The following is a 21,699-nucleotide window of genomic DNA, read 5'->3' as shown; positions in this document are numbered from 1 at the left end:
GCCCCGCGCGCGGCGGCGGATCCGGAGCACGCGGCCAAGCCCGGGCCCAGCTGGGCCCGGCGCGCCGACGCCGCGCGCAGCGTGCCGCCCGAACCCGACGGCGGACGGCCGGAGAGCGGACGGCCCGAGGGCGAACCGGCCGGCCGGCTGCGCGAGGCGGAGGACCGGTGAGCCCCCGCCGCACCCGGGTGCTCTGGCTGGCCAAGGGCCTCGGCCGCGGCGGCGCGGAGCAGCTGCTGGTCAACTGCGCCCGGCACGCAGACACTTCACGCTACGAGATCGAGATCGCGTACGTGCTGCCGTGGAAGGACGCGCTCGCGCCCGCCCTGGCGGAGGCGGGCCTGCGCGTGCACTGCCTCGGCGGTGCGCCCGGTACGCCCGGCCGGGCCGACCCGCGCTGGCCCTGGCGGCTGCACCGGCTGCTCGCCGAGCGGCGGTACGGCCTGGTGCACACCCACATGCCCGTCCCGGCCGCCGCCGTGCGGCTGCTGGCGTTCGGACGGCACGCGCCCCGGCTGGTCCACACCGAGCACAACGTGTGGGACCGCTACCGCACCGCCACCCGCTGGGCGAACGCCCTGACCTACCGCCGCAACGACGCCGTCATCGCCGTCTCGCACGCCGTCGGGGCGAGCGTCCCGCCCGGCCGGCGGCGTCCGGGCGACTGGCTGAGCGTCGTCCACCACGGGCCGGACCTCGCGGGCGCGCCCACCGGCCCGCGGGCCCGGGCCGACGCGCGGGCCGCGCTGGGCCTGCCCGCCGACGCCGTGGTGATCGGCACCGTCGGCAACCTCACCCCGAAGAAGGACCAGGCCACCCTGCTCACCGCGTACGCGGCCCTGCGCCGCGAGCACCCGCGGGCCCGGCTGGTGCTGATCGGGGCCGGCCCGCTGGACGGGCAACTGCGCGCCCGGGCCGCCGAACTCGGCCTGGACGACGTGGTGTTCGCCGGCTCCCGGCCGGACGTCCCCGCCCTGCTGGCCGGTCTGGACGTGTTCACCCTCAGCTCCCGACAGGAGGGCCTGCCGGTGGCCCTGATGGAGGCGATGACCAGCGGCCTGCCCTCCGTCGTCACCCGGGTCGGCGGCATGCCGGAGGTGCTGGACGACGGTGAGCAGGGCTACCTGGTGCCGCCCGCCGACCCCGGCGCGCTGGGCGAGGCGCTGGGCCGGCTGGTCGCGGACCCGGCCCTGCGCGGCCGGCTCGGCGCGGCCGCCCGGACGCGCTCCGCGAGCTTCGACGTGGCGGGCGCCCAGTCCGCCGTCGAGGCGGTCTACCAACGGGTGCTGCGGCCCCGCCGCTGACCTCGGCCCGCCCGCCGCCCCGCCCGGACAATCCGAAGGAGCCCGACGTGAGCGCCCCGCCCACCCGCGCCGAGCCGACCCTGCGCCGGCTCACCCCGGCCGACACCCCGGCCGTGCTGGAGTTGCTGACCGCCGCGCTGGCGGGCGGGCCGACCGGCTCCCGCAGTGCGGACTTCTTCGACTGGAAGCACCGCCGCAATCCCTTCGGCGCCAGCCCCGGCCTGCTCGCCGAGACTCCCGACGGGCGCCTGGCCGGCGTCCGGCTGTTCCTGCGCTGGGAGTGGCACGACGCCGCGGCGGGCCGCACCGTACGCGCCGTCAGACCGGTGGACACCGCCACCCACCCCGACTTCCGGGGCCGCGGGATCTTCCGCCGCCTCACCCTGGACCTGCTCGAACAGGTCGCGGACGATACCGAGTTGGTCTTCAACACGCCGAACGGCAACAGCCTGCCCGGCTACCGCGGGATGGGCTGGCGCGAACTCGGCCGGGTGCCGGTGGCCCTGCGCCCCGTCCACCCGACGGCGTTCGCCCGGGGCGCGAGAGCCGCGCTCGCCCGCCGGGAGGCCGGCCGCGCCGGGCCGCCGCGCTGCTCCCTGCCGACCGCGGCCGACTGGTTCGCTGCCCAACCCGCCGACGACACGGGCCCGTTGGGCGAGCTGCTGCGCGAGCGGGCAGCCGCCGACCGGGCCGACGGCCGGCTCGCCGTCGCCCGCACCCCGGCCTTCCTGCGCTGGCGCTACGGGGACGCCCCCGGTCTGGACTACCGGGTGCTCACCTGCCACCGCGGCACGGAGCTCACCGGCCTGGCCTTCGGCCGGCCCCGACGGCGCGGCCCGCTCACCGAGTTCACCCTCGCCGACCTCGTGGTCCGCCCCGGCGACCGGACGAGCGCCGCCCGGCTGCTGCGGGCCGCCGCGCGCTCGGGCTGCGACCACGTCGCCACCCACCTCTCCCCCGGCACCGAGGCCGCCGGGGCCGCGCTGCGCAGCGGCTACCTGACGGCCCCGCGCACCGGGCTGACGCTCGCCGCACGCACACCGGCCGGGCCGCCGCCCGCCGGACTGGCCCTGTCTTCCTGGCGGTTCAGCCTCGGTGACCTGGAGGTCTTCTAGTGGCCCGAGCCGCGGGGTGGCCCCGGAGCCTCCCGTGGCCGTCCGTCCTCGCCGGCGCCCTGGTGACCGGCTACGTCACGGTCTTCGTCCTCGCCATGGTGCACACCTCGTACGACACCTGGGGCGCGCTGCTCGTGCTGCCCGCGCTGATGGCGATCGGCACTCCGATCCTCGCCCGGGTCGCCGCCGCCAACCCCGACCGGGACGTCTTCCGGCTGCTGATGCTGGCGATGGCCCTCAAACTGCTCTGCGCCTTTCCCCGCTACCTGATGGCCTTCGTGCTGTACGGCGGTGCGGCGGACGCCAAGATGTACCACCAGAAGGGGAGCCAGCTCGCCGCCTACCTGGACCGGGCCGACCTGTTCTCCGCGGGATTCCACTACGACCTGGGCATGAGGGTCGCGGGCACCGGCTTCGTCGTCATCGTCACCGGCGTGGTCTACGCGATCACCGGGCCGTCGCTGGTAGGCGGGTTCCTGGTGTTCTCCTGGCTGGGGTTCTGGGGGCTGCTGCTGTTCTGGCGCGCCCTGCAGACCGCCTTCCCCGAGGCGGACCACCGCCGGTACGCCAAGCTGGTGTTCTTCCTGCCGTCGCTGCTGTTCTGGCCCTCCAGCATTGGCAAGGACGCCTGGATGATGTTCTGCCTCGGCCTGACCACCTACGGCGTGGCCCGGCTGCTGGACCACAGGTTCGGCGCGTTCGCCTGCATCGCGGCGGGCTCGCTCGGCACCGCGATGGTCCGCCCGCACGTCACCCTGCTGGCCGGGGCGGGCCTGCTGGCCGCGTACGTGCTGCGCCGGCGGCCGCGCCGGGCCGGGGCGCTGGGGCCGCTGCGCACCGCCGTCACCGCCGTGGTGCTGGGTGTGATGGTGATGCTGATGCTGCAACAGGTGTCCGCCTTCTTCGGGACGCAGGGCACCGGCGGCGACGCCGTCAACCAGGTGCTGTCGGAGACCTCGCGGCGCACCAGCCAGGGGAACTCGGTGATCAGCGCCACCGCGCCGGACGATCCGGCGCCGACGTTCAGCCTCAACCCCGTCCGGCTGCCGGTCGCGGTGGTGAGCGTGCTGTTCCGGCCGTTCCCGTTCGAGGCCTCCAACATCCAGAACCTGGTCCAGTCGATGGAGACCTTCGGCCTGCTGGTGCTGTTCATCCGCGGCTGGCCCCGGCTGCGCAGGCTGCCCCGGCTGTTCGTGCAGCGCTCGTACGTCGCCTTCGCGACCGTCTACACCCTGCTGTTCTGCTGGGCCTTCTCGACCATCAACAACATGGGCATCCTGTCGCGCGAGCGCGTCCAGGTCCTGCCGCTGGCGCTGGTGCTGCTGGTCGTCCCCGCCGCCGCGCCGGCCCGGGCCCGCCGCCCCGCCCGGCGCAGGCCGCGCGCGCCGGTCTGGCGGGTGGCACCCGGCCAGTGGCGCACCCCGGGCCCCGCCGCCCGGCCCGAGGCCCACCCCGTCCTCCCCGTCCGCACCGGCGGGCCGGGGCCCGATGGAGCGTCACCGACCCGGAGGGATCAACCCCATCATGACCAGTACCCCTGACCGCCCGGCCCTGCCCGCCCTCCTCGGCGGGGAGCCCGCGTTCCCGGCCGGCCTGCCGCTCACCCGCGTCCGGGTGCCGGACCGCGCGGCGCTGCTGGCGCGGCTCGGCGCCGTGCTCGACAGCGGGCAGCTGACCAACGGGCCGACGGTGGCCGAGCTGGAGGAGGGCGCCGCCGAACTGCTGGACGTGCCGCACGTGGTGGCCGTTTCGAACTGCACGGCCGGCCTGATGCTGGTCCTGCAGGCCGCCGGCGTCGGCGGCGGGCGTCCGGTGGTGATGCCGGGCTTCACCTTCTCGGCCACCGCGCACGCGGCCCACTGGGCCGGCGGCGCCCCGGTCTTCGCGGAGGCCCGGGAGCAGGACATCACGCTGGACCCGGCGGACGCCGCCGCCCGGCTGGCGGCCGCCGACCGCCCGGCCGCGCTGATGGCCACCCACGTGTACGGCACGCCCTGCCAGACGGAGCGCCTCCAGGAGGTCGCGGACGCGGCGGGCGTGCCGCTGGTGTACGACTCGGCGCACGGGTTCGGCAGCCGCCGGGGCGGGGTGCCGGTGGGGGGCTTCGGCCTGGCGGAGGTCTTCTCGATGAGCCCGACCAAGGTGGCGGTGGCGGGCGAGGGCGGGCTGGTGGCGACCAGGGACGCCGCCCTCGCCCGCACCCTGCGGATCGCCCGGGACTACGGCAACCCGGGGGACTACGACACGCTCTTCCCCGGCCTGAACGCCCGGATGAGCGAGCTGCACGCGGCGGTCGGCCTGAACTGGCTGGCCGGCCTGCCCGGGCGGGTGGCCCACCGGGGGGCGCTGGCGGCGGCGTTCGGCTCGGCGGTGGCGGGCCTGCCGGGGCTGCGGCTCGCCCTGCCGGAGCCCGGCGACGTCTCGACCTTCAAGGACCTCACGCTGATCCTCGACGCCGAGGTGTTCGGTCTCTCCGCCGAGGAGTCGGCCCGCGCGCTGAAGGCCGAGGGGATCGACTCCCGCCGGTACTTCCACCCGCCGGTGCAGCGCCAGCGGGCGTACGCGCATCTCGGCCAGGCGGAGAACCTTCCGGTCACGGACCGGCTGGCCGGCTCGGTGCTCACCGTGCCGATGTGGACGCAGATGGACGCGGCGACGATGCGCCGGACGGCCGACGCCGTCGTACGGATCCAGTCACACGCCGACCGCCTCGGGGCCGTCCTGCGCTGACCGCGCACCGGTGCCCGCAACGCCCCCCCGAGGCACAGGTCTTCGAGCCTCGGACGTCGGTCCGACGGTTACGCGGATCGGGTGAACTCGGTTGGACCATTGGGCCGTTGGGGCGGCAGTATGTCGGGCCGGAGGGCCTCGGCCCGCCACCCTCACCAGGTCGGCCCACCGGCACCGAGCATCGGCACCGCAGGACCGCCGGCCTCAGCACGGATATGGAGCAAGCCCGGTGTTCAAGGGATTCCGCAGCTTTCTGCTGCGCGGGAACGTGGTGGACCTCGCGGTCGGCATCGTCATCGGCGCGGCCTTCACCGCCGTCGTCACCGGCTTCGTCACCGCCTTCCTGACCCCGCTCATCGGCGTCGCGACGGGCGCGGTCGGCGACTTCACCCAGAAGACCTTCGCGGTCGCCGGCACCGACTTCCCGTACGGCGTGTTCGTGAACGCGCTGATCAGCTTCGTGCTGGTGGCCGCCGTCATCTACTTCGTCGTGGTGGTGCCGGTCGGCCGCCTGCAGTCCCGCTTCGAGTCGGACAAGCCGGCGCCGGTCGCCAAGGCGGACTGCCCGGAGTGCCTGAGCCCGGTGCCGGCGGCGGCGGTGCGCTGCTCGTTCTGCACCTCCGAGCTGGTCGGCCGGACGGGCTTCCCGGCGCAGGCCCTGCAGACCCGCTGAGCGCGGTCGACTCCCCCGGCCGACGCCTCCCACCTGCGAGGCTCTCCGGCGGGCCGCCACCCGGCGGTCCGCCGCGGGCGGGGGCTCGGCCGTACCGGCGCACGCCCACCGGTACGGGTGAACCTGGGCCGGCTGCCCCGGAGTGTCCCAGCGGGCGGACATCCGGCCACCCGATTCGTGTTCGACCCGTCGCTTGGCGTGCCCTGGTGGCCTGAACTGGACGCCGAAATGTCGGAAGTTACTACTTACGAGTGGTTTGTGCGAGCGAAGAGTGTGTAAACACTTGAACTGCCCGGCCTCCCGCTCTCCTCAGCAGGCACATTGTGGGCTTACCGTATGCCCCATGACCTCGCCCCGCTCCTACGACGGAGTCGGCTACCCCCCTCCGTCCTTCTCCTCCGGCACGCCCATCTACGACAGCCTCGTCGCAGAGCGCGGTGTCCCGCAGATCGCGCCGATCAACGTGCCCGCGGCCCTGCCGCCGGCCATGTCCACCGGCTACGGCTCGGGCCTCGGCCCGTCCTACGAGAGCCGGTACTCCACCGGGTACGAGAGCACCGGCAGCAACCTGCCCGCTCTGCCGCCCGCCCGCCTCGCGCTCGGCCCCGGGCCGAGCAGCAGCCCGGGTGCCGGCCCCGCCACCTCCTACATCCCGGCGCAGCCCGTCTACGCCTCGGCACCGCAGCCCCCGGTGCCCGGCTACGGCGGACCGCAGCAGCCGTACGTGCCGTCGCAGCGCCCGCAGGCGCCGATGCCCGGCTTCCAGCAGCCGCAGTCCGCGCCGGCCTACCAGTCCGGCGGCCAGAGCTTCGGCGGCCAGAACACCTTCGCCACCGCCCCGCAGGGCGTCGGCGGCGGCCAGCCGTTCGGTGCGCAGGCGGCCCAGCAGGGCTTCGGCGGCCAGAGCTTCGGCGGGCAGCAGTCGTTCGGCGGGCAGTCCTTCGGCGGGCAGCAGTCCTTCACCGGACAGCCGTTCGGCGGCCAGAGCCAGACCGGCCAGGGCTTCCCGCAGCAGGCGGCCGATCAGAGCTTCGGCGGCAACCAGCTGCGTCCGGCCGCCGGCCCGGCGCCCGTGCGCCCCGTCCAGCCGCAGCGTCCCGCCTACGGCGAGCAGGGCCAGTACGCCCAGCCCGGCTACCAGTCCCAGGGTCAGGCCTACTGAATCCAGCCCCGCCGCACCCGCACCACCTGAGCAGAGCCCGGCGCGAGACGAGAGCCGGGCGTACGGAGCAGAACGGGTCATCCACGGACCGTCCGGACCGCCGCACCGCGGCACCCGGGCGGTCCGTGCGCGTTCCCCCGCCACTTCCGGCCGCCCCCCACCCGGCGCCCGGACGAGTGCCGCGCGGCTGGCAGGATGATGGCATGCCACAGCTGAGCGGACTCCACCTGTACCCCGTCAAGGCCACCTACCGGCTGAGCCCCGCGAGCGCCCGGGTCGAGCCCTGGGGGCTGGCCGGGGACCGCCGCTGGATGCTGGTCGACGCCACCGGGCGGTTCGTCAGCCAGCGCGAGGAGCCCTCGCTCGGGCAGATCCGCACCTCCCCCGCCGAGGACGGCACCCTCACCCTCACCGCCCCGGACGGCTCCGGCGTCGAGGTGCCCGCCCCCTCCGCCGCCCGGCAGGACCGCCTGCTCGACGTCGAGGTGTGGGGCACCCGCTTCCAGGCCGCCGAGGCCGACGACAAGGCCCAGGCCTGGATCGCCCAGCACGTCGGCGCCTACCGCCTCGTCCACCTGGACGACCCGCGCCGGCGGCCCGTCGACCCCGCCTTCGCGCGGCCCGGCGAGAGCGTCTCGATGGCCGACGGCTTCCCGCTGCTGCTCACCACCACCGGCTCGCTCGACCGGCTGAACGAACTGATCGCCGCCGACCCCGACGCGCAGGCCGGGCCGGGCGAGCAGGCGCAGCCGCTGCCGATGAGCCGCTTCCGCCCGAACCTCGTGGTCAGCGGCACCGAGGCCTGGGCGGAGGACACCTGGCACCGGGTCCGGATCGGCGAGCTGACCTTCCGGGCCGTCAAGCCCTGCGGACGCTGCGTGGTCACCACCACGGACCAGGAGAACGGCGAACGGCGCGGGCGCGAGCCGCTGCGCACCCTCGCCAAGCACCACCGGCTGCTGAAGAAGGCCTCGTTCGGGCAGAACCTGATCCCCGAACGCCCCGCCGGTGTGACGGGTGACGTCCTCGGCGTCCTCCGGCTCGGGGACGAGGTGACGGTGCTGGAGACCCGTCCGCCGTGGCCCGCCGGTGCGGCCGACTAGGACCGGCCGGCGGATGCCGGGCGGCGTCGGAACCGAAACTGTGCGCACTCGTTGAAACGCGGGAGCGACTGTCGGCCCGGCGGGGCGGCGCGGGCGCGCTACGGTGGGCGGGCCCGAGGTGGTGGGTTGGACGCAGGCGGGCTCGACGAAGGTGGGGATGGCGGAGCGTGATGGCTGAGCACAGGGTCCGGGTCACGCAGGACAGCGCCTCCCGCTGGCGGCGGCGCGCCGGGGAGTACGAGACGCTGACGGAGGCGCTGGCGGCGGCCGAACCGGGCGACACCGTGACCGTCCGGCCGGGGACGTTCCGCGAGAACCTGGTGCTCGACAAGCCGGTCACCCTCGTCCCGGCGGAGGGTCTCGGCAGCGTCCGGATCGATCCCCCGTCCGGCGTGGCGCTGACCGTCACCGCGGGGGCGACCGTGCGGGCCCTGGTGATCGAGGGCAACGACAGCTCCGTCCCCGCCGTGCTGATCACCGGCCCGGAGGCGACTCCCGTGCTGATCGGCTGCCGGGTGGAGACCCGCTCCGCCGCCGGGGTGGAGATCACCGACGGCGCCCGGCCGGCCCTCAGCGGCTGTGTGGTGGACAACCCGGCGGGCCTGGGCCTGCGGCTGCGCGGGGCGGGCACCGCCGCCGTGTTCGAGGACTGCGAGGTGGAGGCCGCCGGCCAGGCCGGGCTGGCCGTGCTCGGCGGCGCCACCGCCGTCCTGCAGCGCTGCCGGCTGCACCACGCGAGCGGCGCCGGCGTGCTGCTGACCGATCCGGGCAGCGCCGCCGAGCTGACCTCCTGCGAGATCTACGAGATCCGCGGCAGCGGCGTGCAGGCCGAGGCGCACGCCGACGGCCGGCTGACCGACTGCGAGATCCACCGGGTCACCGGCAACGGCCTCACCCTGGACGGCGAGGCGGAGCTCACCCTCGTCGGCTGCCGGGTGCACGACCTGCCGGAGAACGGCGCCGACCTGCGCGGCCGGGCCCGGCTCAGCCTCGCGCAGACCACCATCCGCGACTTCGGGCGCGGCGCCCTGTCGGTCTGGGACACCGGCACCACGGCCGTCGCCGAGGGCTGCGAGATCCACAGCAGCGGCGGCGACTACCCGGCGCTCTGGGTCAGCGACGGCGCCCAGCTGACGCTGACCGACTGCTCGCTGCACGACCTGCCCGACGCGCTCTTCGTGCTGGACCGCGAGTCCCGGGCGACCGCGAAGGACTGCTCGTTCAGCCGGATCCGCAGTTCGGCCGTCTCGGTCAGCGGCGGGGCCACCGTCGCGCTGTCCGGCTGCCGGGTCCAGGGCGCGGGCACCGGGCTCTGGTTCCGCGACCACGGCAGCGGCGGGCTGCTCACCGACTGCGAGATCTCCGAGGTCGCCACCGGGGTGATCGTCACCAAGGGCGCCGACCCGGTGCTGCGCGAGTGCACCGTCCGGGGCAGCGCCGAGGCCGCGGTCTACATCTCCGCCCAGGGGCGCGGCACCTTCGAGGACTGCCGCGTCTCGCAGGGCAAGGGCTTCGGCTTCCACATCATCGACGGCTGCCGCACCTCCCTCACCCGCTGCCGGGCCGAACAGAACGAGCGGGCCGGCTTCGAGTTCTCCGAGCCGGGGCCGGTGGTCGAGCACTGCACCTCGGACGACGTCGCCCCCGCCCAGCCGCAGGCCGCCACCGCGCTGCCCACGCCCCGGAGCGCCCGGGCCACCGCCGTCGCCGCGGCCGCGGCCCCGCTGCCCGCCCTCGCGCAGATCACCGCGATCCCCGACTGCCGGCCGGCCGACGAGGCGCTCGCCGAACTGGACGCGCTGGTCGGCCTGGCCACCGTCAAGCAGGAGGTGCGCACCCTGATCGACCTGATCTCGGTCGGGCGGCGCCGCCGGCAGGCCGGGCTGAAGGCGCCCTCGCTCCGCCGCCACCTGGTCTTCACCGGCGCCCCCGGCACCGGCAAGACCACCGTGGCGCGCCTGTACGGGGAGATCCTGGCGTCGCTGGGCGTCCTGCAGCAGGGCCACCTGGTCGAGGTCGCCCGGGTCGACCTGGTGGGCGAGCACATCGGCTCGACCGCGATCCGCACCGCCGCGGCCTTCGACCGCGCGCGCGGCGGCGTGCTGTTCATCGACGAGGCGTACGCCCTCGCCCCCGAGGACGGCGCCCGGGACTTCGGCCGGGAGGCGATCGACACCCTGGTCAAGCTGATGGAGGACCACCGGGACGAGGTGGTGGTGATCGTGGCCGGCTACACGCTGGAGATGGAGCGCTTCCTGTCCGCCAACCCCGGCGTCTCCTCGCGCTTCTCCCGCACCGTCACCTTCCCCGACTACACGGCCGGCGAGCTGCTGGAGATCGCCCGCTCGCAGTGCGCCGAGCACGAGTACGCGCTGGCCGAGGCGACCGAGGGCGCACTGCTGCACCACTTCGCCGGGCTGGAGCGCGGGCCCGGCTTCGGCAACGGCCGCACCGCCCGGCAGGTGTTCGAGACGATGGTCGAACGGCACGCGATGCGGGTCGCCCACCTCGCCGACCCGTCCACCGAGGAGCTCCAGCTGCTCGTCCCGGCGGACCTCCCGGGGGCCGGGACCCCGTAGGGCCCGTGCTTCCGGCCGGGGGCCCGTGCGAGGATGGCGCGAGGGACCGACCCCGATCGGCGAAAGGCGGCCGCGCACGTGGCGGACAACGGCAATCTGCTGGCCGAGCAGCGCCGGGCGCTGATCCTGGACGAGGTGCGGCGGCGCGGCGGCGTCCGGGTCAACGAGCTGACCCGGCGGCTGAACGTCTCGGACATGACGATCCGCCGCGACCTCGACGCGCTGGCCCGGGCCGGCGTACTGGAGAAGGTGCACGGCGGCGCCGTCCCGGCCGGGTCCGCCCGGACCCACGAGCCCGGTTTCGAGGCGAAGTCGGCGCTGGAGCCCTCCGCCAAGGAGGACATCGCCCGCGCGGCCGCCGCCCTGGTGGCGCCCGGTTCGGCCGTCGCGCTCTCCGGCGGCACGACGACGTTCGCGCTGGCCGGGCTCCTCACCGGCATCGAACGGCTGACGGTGGTGACCAACTCCGTGCCGGTCTCGGACGTCTTCGAGCAGGCCCGCCGCCGGGGCGAGGGCGCGGACGCGACGGTGGTGCTGACCGGCGGGGTGCGCACGCCGTCCGACTCGCTGGTCGGCCCGGTCGCCGACCGGGCGATCCGCTCGCTCCGCTTCGACCTGCTGTTCCTCGGTGTGCACGGCCTCTCCGCCGAGGCGGGTCTCTCCACCCCGAACATCGCCGAGGCCGAGACCAACCGGCGGTTCATCGACTCGGCCGGCCGGGTGGTCCTGGTCGCCGACCACACCAAGTGGGGCGTCCTCGGGCTGTCCACCTTCGCCGAACTCGCCGAGGCGGACACCTGGGTGACCGACGAGGGGCTGCCCGCCGACGCCGCCGCGGCCGCCGGCGAGCACGTCCGCGAGGTCGTCCTCGCCCCGTCGGCCCGGACCAGGCCGACGGCCTGATCCGCCTTCAGGCCCGCCCGACGAGAGCTGACCGGACGGTCAGCCCGTCCAGGCTCCGCCGGCCAGGAACTCCCTCAGCCGTGCCCGGTGGGGCGCGATGTCGATGCCCTGTCCGGCCAGCCAGTCGTCCGAGTAGTACTTGTCGAGGTAGCGGTCGCCGGGGTCGCAGATCAGCGTGACGACGCTGCCGCGCCGGCCCGCCGCCCGCATCTCGGCGACGATCCGCAGCGCGCTCCACAGCCCGGTGCCGCTGGAGGCGCCGGCCTTCTTGCCGAGCACCTCCTCCAGGACCCGCATGGTGGCGATCGAGGCGGCGTCCGGGACCTTCATCATCCGGTCGATCGCGCCGGGCACGAAGCTGGGCTCCATCCGGGGCCGGCCGATGCCCTCGATCCGCGAGCCGCTGTCGCAGACGGCGGCCGGGTCGTGCTCGACCCAGCCCTTGAAGAAGCAGGAGTTCTCCGGGTCGGCGACGCAGATCCGGGTGTCGTGCTGCATGTAGCGGACGTACCGGGCGATGGTCGCGGAGGTGCCGCCGGTGCCGGCGGTGGCGACGATCCAGGCCGGTTCGGGGTGCGGCTCCAGGCGCAGCTGGGCGAAGACCGACTCGGCGATGTTGTTGTTGCCCCGCCAGTCGGTGGCCCGCTCGGCGTAGGTGAACTGGTCCATGTAGTGGCCGCCGGTCTCCTCGGCGAGCCGGGTGGCGACCTCGTAGACCTCGCAGGCGTTGTCGACCAGGTGGCAGCTGCCGCCGTGGAACTCGATCAGGTCGATCTTGGACTGGCTGGTGGTCCTGGCCATCACGGCGATGAACGGCACCCCGATCAGGCCGGAGAAGTAGGCCTCGGAGACGGCGGTGGAGCCGCTGGACGCCTCGATCACGGGCTTTCCGGGGCGGATCCACCCGTTGCAGAGCCCGTAGAGGAAGAGCGAGCGGGCCAGCCGGTGCTTGAGACTGCCGGTCGGGTGGGTGGACTCGTCCTTGAGGTAGAGGTCGATCCCCCAGCCGGCAGGGAGCGGGAAGCGCAGCAGGTGGGTGTCCGCGGAGCGGTTGGCGTCGGCCTGGACCCGGCGGACGGCCTCCTTGAGCCAGGTCCGGTAGGCGGGGTCGGACCGGTCCACGTCGACGGTCTCGGTGGTCATCGCAACTCTTCTCGCTGGGGGCACATCAGCCGCAGGGGAATGCCTGCTGCACACCCGCACCGATCGTAACATTCGACTACGATAAGTAACCGTTACTGGGAACCCAGGTTCCGCTTATCGTCCCGTAACATCCGCGCAAGCCGTCGTAACACCCGAGGGCAAACGTCCACCGAACGGCCACCCGATCGAGACTCGCCTGCAAAACCGTCGTCATGACGGCCGGTCATCCTTGAGGTCATAGGAAGTAACCCGAAAGGAGCCCGACAATGAGCGACTACTCCGTACTCGTCGCAGCACTGACCCAGCTTCAGCCCGACACCGACACCGGGTACGGCCCCCCGCCGCGCATCTCGGACCACGAGGCCGACCGGCTCGCGGGCCGGGCGGCGGCGGAGCAGCCGGCGACCGTCCGCAAGGGCGGGCGCCTGCTGCGCCGCCCGTTCGGCCGCCGGCCGTCGTTCGCCTGATCCGCCCCGCCTCCGGGCGGGAGACCCGTCAGCCGATCGTGAACCACGCACAGGCGTCCGTCGGGAGCGACCGCTCCCCGTGAACGCCGGTAACGAGCGGTGAGCTGCTGAGAAGGACGACGGAGTCCTCCGGCAGCGCAACCGGAACTTCCCCGAGGTTGACCAGGCAGCGGAACCCGCCGTCGCGCGCGAAGGACAGCGCGCCCGGGCCTGCCTCCTCCCACCGCAGGGTCTCGGTGAGCGCGGTCAGCCGCTCCCGTCGCAGCGCCAGTGCCTCCCGGTAGAGCGACAGCGCCGATCCGGGGTCGGCCAGCTGGGCCGCGACACTCAGACCCGCCCAGCCCGAGGGCTGCGGCAGCCACGGCGCGGCGCCCGCGCCGGCCGGCGAGAAACCGAGCGATCCCGGCTCGCCCGACCAGGGCAGCGGCACCCGGCAGCCGTCCCGGCCGCGGTCGGCGCCCTGGGAGCGGACGAAGGTCGGGTCCTGGATGAGGTGGTCCGGGATCTCCTGCACCTCGGGCAGCCCCAGCTCGTCGCCCTGGTAGACGTAGACGCCGCCGGGCAGCGCGAGCGTGAGCAGCGCGGCCGCACGGGCCCGGCGCCGGCCCAGCTCGACGTCGCTCGGGTCGCCGAGCCGCTTGTCGCCCATGTCGAACGAGGTGTCCGCGCGGCCGTAGCGGGTGACGTGGCGGATCGTGTCGTGGTTGGAGAGCACCCAGGTGGGCGGCGCGCCGACCGGCAGATGGGCGGCCAGGGTGGTGTCCACGACCTCGCGCAGCGCCTCGGCGTCCCAGGCGCAGCAGAGGAAGTCGAAGTTGAACGCGGAGTGCAGCTCGTCGGCGCGCAGGTAGCGGGCGAACTGCTCGGGGGTGGGCAGCCAGACCTCGCCGACGAAGACGCGCTCGCCCCCGTAGGAGTCGGAGATCTTGCGCCAGCTGCGGTAGATGTCGTGGACGGCGTCGCAGTCCTGGTAGGGCAGGCGGGTGACGTCGGGGTCGGGGCCGACGTCGGGCAGGCCGGGCTCCTTGGCCAGGCCGTGGGCGACGTCGATCCGGAACCCGTCCACCCCCCGGTCCAGCCAGAAGCGCAGGATGGACTCGAACTCGGCCCGGACGTCCGGGTGTTCCCAGTTCAGGTCCGGCTGCTCGGGCGCGAACATGTGCAGGTACCAGGGCCCGGGGGTGCCGTCGGCCTCGGTGATCCTGGTCCAGGCGTTGCCGCCGAAGTAGGACTGCCAGTCGTTGGGCGGCAGTTCACCCGACTCGCCGCGGCCGGGGACGAACCAGAACCGCTCCCGCTCGGGCGATCCCGGGCCGGCGGCCAGCGCCAGGCGGAACCAGTCGTGCTGGTCGGAGCAGTGGTTGGGGACCAGGTCGACGATCACCCGCATGCCGAAGTCGTGCGCCTCGGAGATCAGTTGCTCCGCCTCGGCCAGCGTGCCGAACAGCGGGTCGATGTCCCGGTAGTCGGCGACGTCGTAGCCGCCGTCGGCCATCGGCGAGAGGTACCAGGGGTTGAACCACAGGGCGTCCACGCCAAGATCGCGCAGGTAGGGCAGCCGGTCGCGGACACCGGCGAGGTCACCCATGCCGTCGCCGTTGCCGTCGGCGAAGCTGCGCACGTAGATCTGGTAGATCGCGGCGTGCCGCCACCACGGCGGAGCGGCGGGGGTGTTGGTCTCGGACACGGTGGTCTCTCCAGGCTGTTCGGAAGCGGGGCCCGCGCGGGGCGAGGCCGGTCCGCCCCTACGACGGGGCGGACCGGGTACTGCAGATCGGGGCGGGCATTACCAACCGGTGTTACCGGTACCCCGGTTGACGGTGAAGGTACCGCTGGAGCTGAGCCCGCCGGAGGCGGTGCCGGTGACGGTCACACCGGAGAAGCTGCCCGAGCCGTTGGAGATGATCTCCACGCCGTAGGCGCCGGTGTTCTGGATCCGCACGTTCTTGACCGTCAGGTTGGTGATGGTCTTCTGGTACGAGAGCAGGATGCCGCTGTAGGTGCTGTCGAGGATGTCGAGGTCCTGGACGAGCACGGGTGCGGTGATGTCGGAGCTGTCGGCGTAGATCCACAGGGCGCCGAACCTGCTGTTCCAGTTGGGCTCCAGGCCGCCCGTGCGCAGCAGGGTGTTGCGCTGCACCGAGGTGGTGCCGCTGAACGGCACCGGCGCGAAGCGGCTGCTGATCGCGATGCCGGCCGAACCGGTGACGGTGTCGGCGAGCAGGTTGTCCTCGGCCCGGTTGGCGTTGCCGCCGTAGATGCCGACGGCGTTGGCGAGCAACGGCGACTGGACGGTGTTGAAGCGGAAGGCCGAGTTGGCGACCGCCTGGCCCTCGGAGAACATCGCGAGGCCGTCGTCGCCGGTGTTGCGGACACTGGTGTTCCACACCTCGGTGTTGACGGTGCCCTTGTGCAGGTTGACGCCGTCGGCGAAGGTGTCGCGGATCCGCAGCCCGTCGACGAACAGGCCGTCGGTGGGCGCGTCGATCCAGAGACCGACCTTGGTGTGCTCGATCCAGACGTCCTGGATGGTCGAGCCGGTACCGAAGTTGCCCTCGATCGCCGCGTCGAAGTTGGCGTCGTCGCGGTAGGAGACGTCCCCGGCGATGGTCAGGTCCTGGACGGTGTTGGTACCGCCCTGCCCGAACAGGCCGCCCTTGCCGTTCAGGCCCTTCAGCGTGGTGGCCCACTCGCCGGCGCCGCGCAGCGCGATGCCGGTGAGGTTGACGTGACCGGAGATGTTGTACGTGCCGGCCGGCAGCCAGAGACCCTTGCCCTGCGACTTCGCGTTGGCCACCGCGCTGTTGAGCGCGCTGGTGTCGTCGCTGCCGTCGTCGGCGGTGACCCCGAGGGTGGTGGCGGACACGAAGCCGGTGGCGGGCATCGACCGGGCGGGGGCGACCTGTTCGGCCTCCACCAGGTCCAGCGTGTAGGAGGCCGCGGTGTCGGCCGCGTCCTTCTGGAACTTCAGCACCGTCCCGGCCGGGAAGTCGCCGACGATCTGGCGGGTCTCGTCGAAGAAGTGGTGCCCGGAGCCCTGCGCGGGGTCGTTGCTGTAGGGGTAACCGCCGTATACCCAGCTGTACCTGGAGCTGAGATCGATGTCCCGGACCTGGCTGCCGTTGGCGTACAGGCTGAGTGTGGCCGCGGTGCCGGTGCCCGCCGCGTTGTCCGGGAGGGAGTAGCGCAGGGTCAGCGCGTTGGCGGGCTTGGTCAGGGTGAACTGGACGTACTCACCGGTGCTGTCGAGCACGACGGCCTTGCGGCCGGAGGCCTCGGCGGCGACCGACAGGTAGCTGCGGTCCGGGCCGACGGTGCCGGCGTTGGTGGCACCGTCCTCCGCCTCGTACGTGGTGTACGGGACGGTGGCACCGCGGGTGGCGTTGGCGGTTGCGCCGGTGACGGTGATGCCGTCCAGGTCGGGGCTGCCGGCGTCGCCCGCCTCGGTGCGCAGGGTCACGGTGTTGAGGCCAGCCCGGAGCGGGGTGCTGACGCTGACGCTGCTCCAGGCCCCGCCGGTGCCGGGCAGGGCCACCTGCTGGACCTTCAGCCCGTTGGCGGTGAGGGTGATCGAGGCCGCGCCGGTGCCGGAGGTGCGGTAGCGCAGCGCCACCGGGTAGCCGGTCGCCGTGGGAGCGTTGACGGAGAACACCGCGCGGGCACCCTGGGCGGCGAAGCCGGTGAGGTAGCCGGTGCCGGTGGAGCCTGCGGCGGCGGTGCTGACGGACGGGCCGCCGGAGAAGAACGCGTCCTCGGCCTGGTGCGTGGGGCTGCCGGCGGGGGGCGGGGTGGTGGGCGGGGCCGTGGTGGGCGGGGCCGTGGTGGCGCCGGGTGCGGTGACGGTGATGTTGTCGAGGTTGACGTTGCCGCTGTCTGCCGCACCGAAGGTCAGCGCGACCGTGTTGGCCCCGGCCGCGAAGGTGACCGCCTGGTCACTCGTACCCCAGCTGTCCCAGTTCGCCGTCGCCGGCAGACTCACCTGACGCACCTTCGACCCGTTCACGTACAGGCTCAGCGTCATCGCCGCACCCGTCCCGTTCGCGTACCGGACCCGCACCGACCCCGCACCGGCCGCAGCCGACTGCACCTGGAACGACGTCGACGCACTCCCCTTGTTCGCGTCGGTGAACCCACCGACGAAACCCGAACCCGTGAAACCCGCGTGATCCGTACCGACCGAAGCACCACCCGACAGGACTGCCGACTCCGCCTCGATCTGACCGGTGGCCGGCGGCGGGGTGGTGCCCGGGTCCGGGGTGACGGCGGTGATGTTGTCGAGGTTGACGTTGCCGCTGTCTGCCGCACCGAACGTCAGCGCGACCGTGTTGGCCCCGGCCGCGAAGGTGACCGCCTGGTCACTCGTACCCCAGCTGTCCCAGTTCGCCGTCGCCGGCAGACTCACCTGACGCACCTTCGACCCGTTCACGTACAGGCTCAGCGTCATCGCCGCACCCGTCCCGTTCGCGTACCGGACCCGCACCGACCCCGCACCGGCCGCAGCCGACTGCACCTGGAACGACGTCGACGCACTCCCCTTGTTCGCGTCGGTGAACCCACCGACGAAACCCGAACCCGTGAAACCGGCATGATCCGTACCGACCGAAGCACCACCGGCCAGGGCGGAGGACTCCGCCTCGACCACGGTGGTCGCCGCGTGGGCGGACGGCGTGACGCCCCAGAGGGCGACCGCGCCGATCATCGACATCAGGACGGGCAGGGCGAGCCGGGCACGTCTGCGGGGGTTGTTCTTGAGAGCTGACACGGTGTGTCCTTCCCGGCTTCGTTGCCGAGTGTGGGGGTGGCCGGGCATCGGTGGGGGGCCCGGCGCGGGTGGACCTTGCGTGGTTGGGTCAGGAGGCGGCGGGCCGTCAGCCCTTGAGGCTGCCCGCGGTCAGGCCCGCGAGGATGTGGCGCTGGAAGATCAGGAACAGCACCAGCAGCGGGATGCTGGCCATCACCATCCCGGCCAGCAACTGGTTGGCCGGCATGTCGATGGAGAGCCGGTTGAGTGCGACGGTGATCGGCTGCTTGGCCGGGTCCGGCAGGACGAGCATCGGCCAGAGGAAGTCCTTCCAGACCCCGACCACCGCGAAGATCGACACGACGGCGAGCACCGGCTGCGACAGCGGCAGGACCACGGAGGCCAGGACCCTGACCGGGCCGGCGCCGTCGATCCGCGCGGAGTCCAGGAGCTCGGCCGGGATCTGGTCGAAGAAGCGCTTCAGGATGAAGATGTTGAACGCGTTGGCGGCGGCCGGCAGCCAGACCGCGAACGGCGTGTTGATGAGGTTGACGTGGATCAGCGGCACGTCCACGACCGTCAGGTAGGTCGGCACCAGCAGGGCGGACACCGGCAGCATCAGCGTCGCCAGCATCATCCCCAGGACCACGTTCCCGAGCACCGGCCGCAGCTTGGAGAGCGCGTACGCGGCGGAGACGTCCACCAGCAGCTGGAACGCCCAGGCTCCGGCGGCCAGCAGCAGCGTGTTGAGGAAGTAGTGCCCGAGCCCGACGCTGGACCAGGCGTCCGCGTAGCTCTCCGGGTGCCAGCTGTGCGGCAGCAGGGTGGGCGCGGGCTGGGCGAGTTCGGCGGAGGACTTCACGGCGCCGCTCGCCATCCAGTACAGCGGGAAGACGAAGGCGGCGGTGAAGCTCACCAGCGTGGCGGCCAGGACGAAGCGGTAGATGAACCGGCCGGCCCGGCGGCTCATCTCGGTCGGCGCGACCAGGGTGCGGACAGCGGATTCGGCAGCCATGGGGATTCCTCTCAGCCCTTGGTCCGGGTCAGGCGCAGGTAGACACCCGCGAAGAGCCCGAGCACCACGAAGAGCACCGTGCTCATGGCGCTGGCCAGGCCGAAGTCGTTGTAGACGAACGCGTAGCGGTACAGCAGCAGCAGGACGGTCACGGTCGCGTCGTTCGGCCCGCCCCCGGTCAGCACGAACGGCTCGACGAAGACCTGCATGGTGCCGATCACCTGCAGCAGCAGGGTGATCATCAGGATGAAGCGCATCTGCGGGACGGTCACGTGCCACAGCCGCTGCCGGATCGAGGCGCCGTCCAGCTCCGCGGCCTCGTACAGCTCGCCGGGGATCCCGCCGAGGGCGGCCAGGTAGATCAGCGTCGTGGTGCCCATGTTCGCCCAGGTGGAGACCAGGACCAGCGAGACCATCGACAGGTTCTGCGACTCCAGCCACTGCTGGGCCGGCAGGTGCAGGACCTTCAGCGCGTTGTTGAACAGGCCGGGGCCCGGGTCGTAGAACCAGCGCCAGAGCAGCATGGTGACGACCGGCGGGAGCATCACCGGCAGGTAGACCGTCATCCGCAGGTAGCCCCGGCCGTCCCGGAGTTCGTTCAGCACGACGGCCGTGGCGAACGGCGCGGCGAAGCCGAAGACCAGTGCGAGCAGGGTGAACCAGCCGGTGTTGCGCCAGGCGGTCAGGAAGAGCGGGTCGTCGAGGAGACGGCGGAAGTTGTCCAGCCCGACCCACCGGGCGGGCTCCGCGAAGTTGACCTGCTGGAAGCTGAGCAGCACGCCCCGGACGATGGGGTACCAGGAGAACAGCGCGAAGCAGAGGATGCCTGCCGTCAGGAAGAGGTAGGCGACCAGGTTGTCGCGGACCTTGCGGCGCAGCCGCTCGGAGGCGGAGGGCGGGGCGGGGGCGGGGGCGCCGGTACTGCCGGGGCGGGGGGCTTCGCGCCCGCCGGTCTCCCGCTGGGTGACTGCGCGCTCCGGGGCTCGGTGCGCGGTGAAGGGTTCGGCCGTCATGGGCTGGCTCGTTTCCTGCTCTGCCTTGGTCCTTGGGGGTCCGGCGCGGGGCCGGGGATGGAGGCCGACGCCTCGGGGGTCGGCCGTCGGCCTCCACACCGGGGTCAGGTCACTTGACCGTGGCCAGGATGCTGTTGACCTTGCCCTCGGCGCCGGCGAGCAGCGCGGGGATGTCGGCGTCCTTGTCGGTCAGCACCGCCTGCATGACGGCGTCCAGGACGGTGTAGATCTGCTGGGCGTTCGGCGGCTCGACCTTGACCTTGACGGAGTCGCTGCGGTCGACGAACGGCTTGAAGTTCTGCACCGGCACGTTGGCGTACTTCTGGTGGATCGCGTCGACCTTGGCGGCGGAGGCGCCGGCCCACAGGTTGGGCTGCGGGAGGCCGATCGGGATCGAGCCGCCGACCGACTTCTTGGTGATCTCCTCCTCGCGGTCCGGGTTCAGGTACTTCCACTGGAGCCAGGTGAGGCCCGCCTTCACCTTCTCCGGGGTGTCCTTCGGGTTGAACATGAACCCGTCGCCGCCGCCGAGGGTGGCCGTGCCGGGCAGCGCGGCCAGGCCGTAGTCCTCGTACTTGCGCTCGAACTGCTTGACGATGGTGGGGATGTTGTCCGGCCCGGCCATGTACATCCCGAGCTTGTCCGAGCCCATCATCTTCTGGACGTCGGGGATCTCCAGCAGCTGACGGGTGCCCATGCTCTGGTCGGTCCACCGCATGTCGTGCAGCATCTGCAGCGCCTTGCGGCCGGCGTCCGAGTTGAACGCGGCCTTCCACTTGCCGTCCTGCTGGGCGGCGACCTCGCCGCCCATGGAGTAGATCCACGAGGTGAGGTGCCAGCCGCCCTGGTTGTTCTTGCTGTACTCGGCGTAGCCGGTGACGCCGTCGCCGAGCGCGGTGATCTTCTGGGCGGCGGTACGGACCTCGTCCCAGGTGACCGGCGGCTTGTCCGGGTCCAGGCCCGCCCTGGTGAAGAGCGCGCGGTTGTAGACCAGGCCGAGCGAGTAGTTGCCCTCCGGCACGCCGTAGACCTTGCCGGCGGAGTCCCGGAACACGTCCTGCAGCGCGGGCCGGATGTCGGCGAGGCCGGGGAAGTCCTTGAGCTCGGCGGTGATGTCCTTGGCCTGGTGACGCTGGATCAGGCCGGCCGGGTCGGTGAAGTAGACGTAGTAGACGTCCTCCAGCTGCCCGCCCGCCAGCTTCGCCGCGAAGGTGGTCGGGTCCATCTGCCCCTCGCGGGCATCGATCCTGATCTTCGGGTGGCTCGCCTCGAAGGCCTTGACGTCGTCCTCGAAGTTCTTGCGGTCCACGGTCTGAGTGGCCGCCGGCATGCCGTTGACGCTGATCGTCACCACGCCGTCGCCTCCTCCGGCTGCCGGGCCGGACGACGGGCCGCCGCAGGCGGTGAGACCGAGGGCCAGTGCGGTGGCGATGCTCAGCCCGAGGGCCTGGCGGGTTCTGATGCCGTCCATGGGGATCAGGGCCTTTCCTGGGAACGTCGGCAGACGCGGCCCCGGGGGACGGGGCACGCCGCTGCAACGGACTTGCGCGATGGGGTGGGGTGGCCCGACGTCGAGCGCCCGGCTTCGCGCCGACAGTAGAAGTCTGCGCCGCAAGATGTCAATCAATCAGCGCAAAATCTTAATCATTGATGCACTCGTCCGTAACGCAGAGTCATTGGCCCGGGCGGCGAAACGCACCCGGGAACGCCGAAGGGTGTGGCGCCCGGTCCCTTCGGACCTGGCGCCACAC

The 21,699-nt window shown here is 73.0% G+C and carries 16 protein-coding genes; 10 read left to right on the top strand and 6 right to left on the bottom strand.

The window, feature by feature from the left end; genetic code table 11:
- Positions 1-167 precede the first annotated feature (167 nt).
- From ACFUK0_RS33890 to ACFUK0_RS33850, 9 genes are all read left to right on the top strand, one after another.
- Positions 168-1,304, top strand: coding sequence for a glycosyltransferase (locus ACFUK0_RS33890; protein ID WP_380256709.1), 1,137 nt, complete (start codon positions 168-170; stop codon positions 1,302-1,304).
- Between the two features lie 47 nt (positions 1,305-1,351).
- A complete protein-coding gene (locus tag ACFUK0_RS33885) occupies positions 1,352-2,419 on the top strand; it encodes a GNAT family N-acetyltransferase (protein WP_380256707.1) in 1,068 nt (355 codons plus the stop codon).
- Complete coding sequence (locus ACFUK0_RS33880; protein ID WP_380256705.1) at positions 2,419-3,960, top strand: hypothetical protein; 1,542 nt, start codon at positions 2,419-2,421, stop codon at positions 3,958-3,960. The genes ACFUK0_RS33885 and ACFUK0_RS33880 overlap by 1 nt, the downstream gene beginning before the upstream one ends.
- On the top strand, positions 3,944-5,149 hold the full coding sequence (locus tag ACFUK0_RS33875; protein ID WP_380256703.1) for a DegT/DnrJ/EryC1/StrS family aminotransferase: 1,206 nt from the start codon (positions 3,944-3,946) through the stop codon (positions 5,147-5,149). The genes ACFUK0_RS33880 and ACFUK0_RS33875 overlap by 17 nt, the downstream gene beginning before the upstream one ends.
- A 229-nt stretch (positions 5,150-5,378) precedes the next feature.
- Complete coding sequence (gene mscL / locus ACFUK0_RS33870; RefSeq protein WP_380256701.1) at positions 5,379-5,822, top strand: large conductance mechanosensitive channel protein MscL; 444 nt, start codon at positions 5,379-5,381, stop codon at positions 5,820-5,822.
- Positions 5,823-6,165: 343 nt separating this feature from the next.
- Positions 6,166-6,984, top strand: a complete 819-nt coding sequence (locus tag ACFUK0_RS33865) for a DUF6643 family protein (protein ID WP_380256699.1) — start codon at positions 6,166-6,168, stop codon at positions 6,982-6,984.
- Positions 6,985-7,187: 203 nt separating this feature from the next.
- On the top strand, positions 7,188-8,087 hold the full coding sequence (locus tag ACFUK0_RS33860) for an MOSC domain-containing protein (RefSeq protein ID WP_380256697.1): 900 nt from the start codon (positions 7,188-7,190) through the stop codon (positions 8,085-8,087).
- A 170-nt stretch (positions 8,088-8,257) separates the two neighbouring features.
- On the top strand, positions 8,258-10,666 hold the full coding sequence (locus tag ACFUK0_RS33855) for a right-handed parallel beta-helix repeat-containing protein (protein WP_380256695.1): 2,409 nt from the start codon (positions 8,258-8,260) through the stop codon (positions 10,664-10,666).
- A gap of 78 nt (positions 10,667-10,744) precedes the next feature.
- A complete protein-coding gene (locus ACFUK0_RS33850; RefSeq protein ID WP_380256693.1) occupies positions 10,745-11,569 on the top strand; it encodes a DeoR/GlpR family DNA-binding transcription regulator in 825 nt (274 codons plus the stop codon).
- A 39-nt stretch (positions 11,570-11,608) separates the two neighbouring features.
- Here the strand turns inward: ACFUK0_RS33850 and ACFUK0_RS33845 are convergent, their stop codons facing one another.
- Entirely contained in the window at positions 11,609-12,712 is a 1,104-nt protein-coding gene (locus tag ACFUK0_RS33845; protein ID WP_380256691.1) for a PLP-dependent cysteine synthase family protein, read from the bottom strand.
- A 266-nt stretch (positions 12,713-12,978) separates the two neighbouring features.
- Between ACFUK0_RS33845 and ACFUK0_RS33840 the strand changes: the two genes are divergently transcribed.
- Positions 12,979-13,179: a hypothetical protein gene (locus ACFUK0_RS33840; RefSeq protein WP_380256689.1), complete on the top strand. Its 201-nt coding sequence runs from the start codon at positions 12,979-12,981 to the stop codon at positions 13,177-13,179.
- A 28-nt stretch (positions 13,180-13,207) separates the two neighbouring features.
- On the opposite strand, the gene ACFUK0_RS33835 is transcribed toward ACFUK0_RS33840, so the two are convergent.
- From ACFUK0_RS33835 to ACFUK0_RS33815, 5 genes are all read right to left on the bottom strand, one after another.
- Complete coding sequence (locus tag ACFUK0_RS33835; RefSeq protein ID WP_380256687.1) at positions 13,208-14,866, bottom strand: glycoside hydrolase family 13 protein; 1,659 nt, start codon at positions 14,864-14,866, stop codon at positions 13,208-13,210.
- Between the two features lie 99 nt (positions 14,867-14,965).
- Positions 14,966-17,941 (bottom strand): carbohydrate-binding protein, encoded by a 2,976-nt coding sequence (locus ACFUK0_RS33830; RefSeq protein WP_380256685.1) that lies wholly within the window; start codon positions 17,939-17,941, stop codon positions 14,966-14,968.
- A 106-nt stretch (positions 17,942-18,047) separates the two neighbouring features.
- Complete coding sequence (locus tag ACFUK0_RS33825; RefSeq protein WP_380256683.1) at positions 18,048-18,935, bottom strand: carbohydrate ABC transporter permease; 888 nt, start codon at positions 18,933-18,935, stop codon at positions 18,048-18,050.
- Positions 18,936-18,946: 11 nt separating this feature from the next.
- Complete coding sequence (locus ACFUK0_RS33820) at positions 18,947-19,948, bottom strand: carbohydrate ABC transporter permease (protein WP_380256681.1); 1,002 nt, start codon at positions 19,946-19,948, stop codon at positions 18,947-18,949.
- A 109-nt stretch (positions 19,949-20,057) separates the two neighbouring features.
- The gene (locus tag ACFUK0_RS33815) at positions 20,058-21,419 is read right to left on the bottom strand and encodes an ABC transporter substrate-binding protein (RefSeq protein WP_380256679.1); all 1,362 of its coding nucleotides are present in this window, start codon (positions 21,417-21,419) and stop codon (positions 20,058-20,060) included.
- Positions 21,420-21,699 lie beyond the last annotated feature (280 nt).

Origin of the sequence: Kitasatospora sp. NPDC057223, from assembly GCF_042669755.1 — a bacterium.
Taxonomy (GTDB): Bacteria; Actinomycetota; Actinomycetes; order Streptomycetales; family Streptomycetaceae; genus Kitasatospora.
This window is presented reverse-complemented; position numbering and strand designations above follow the sequence as displayed.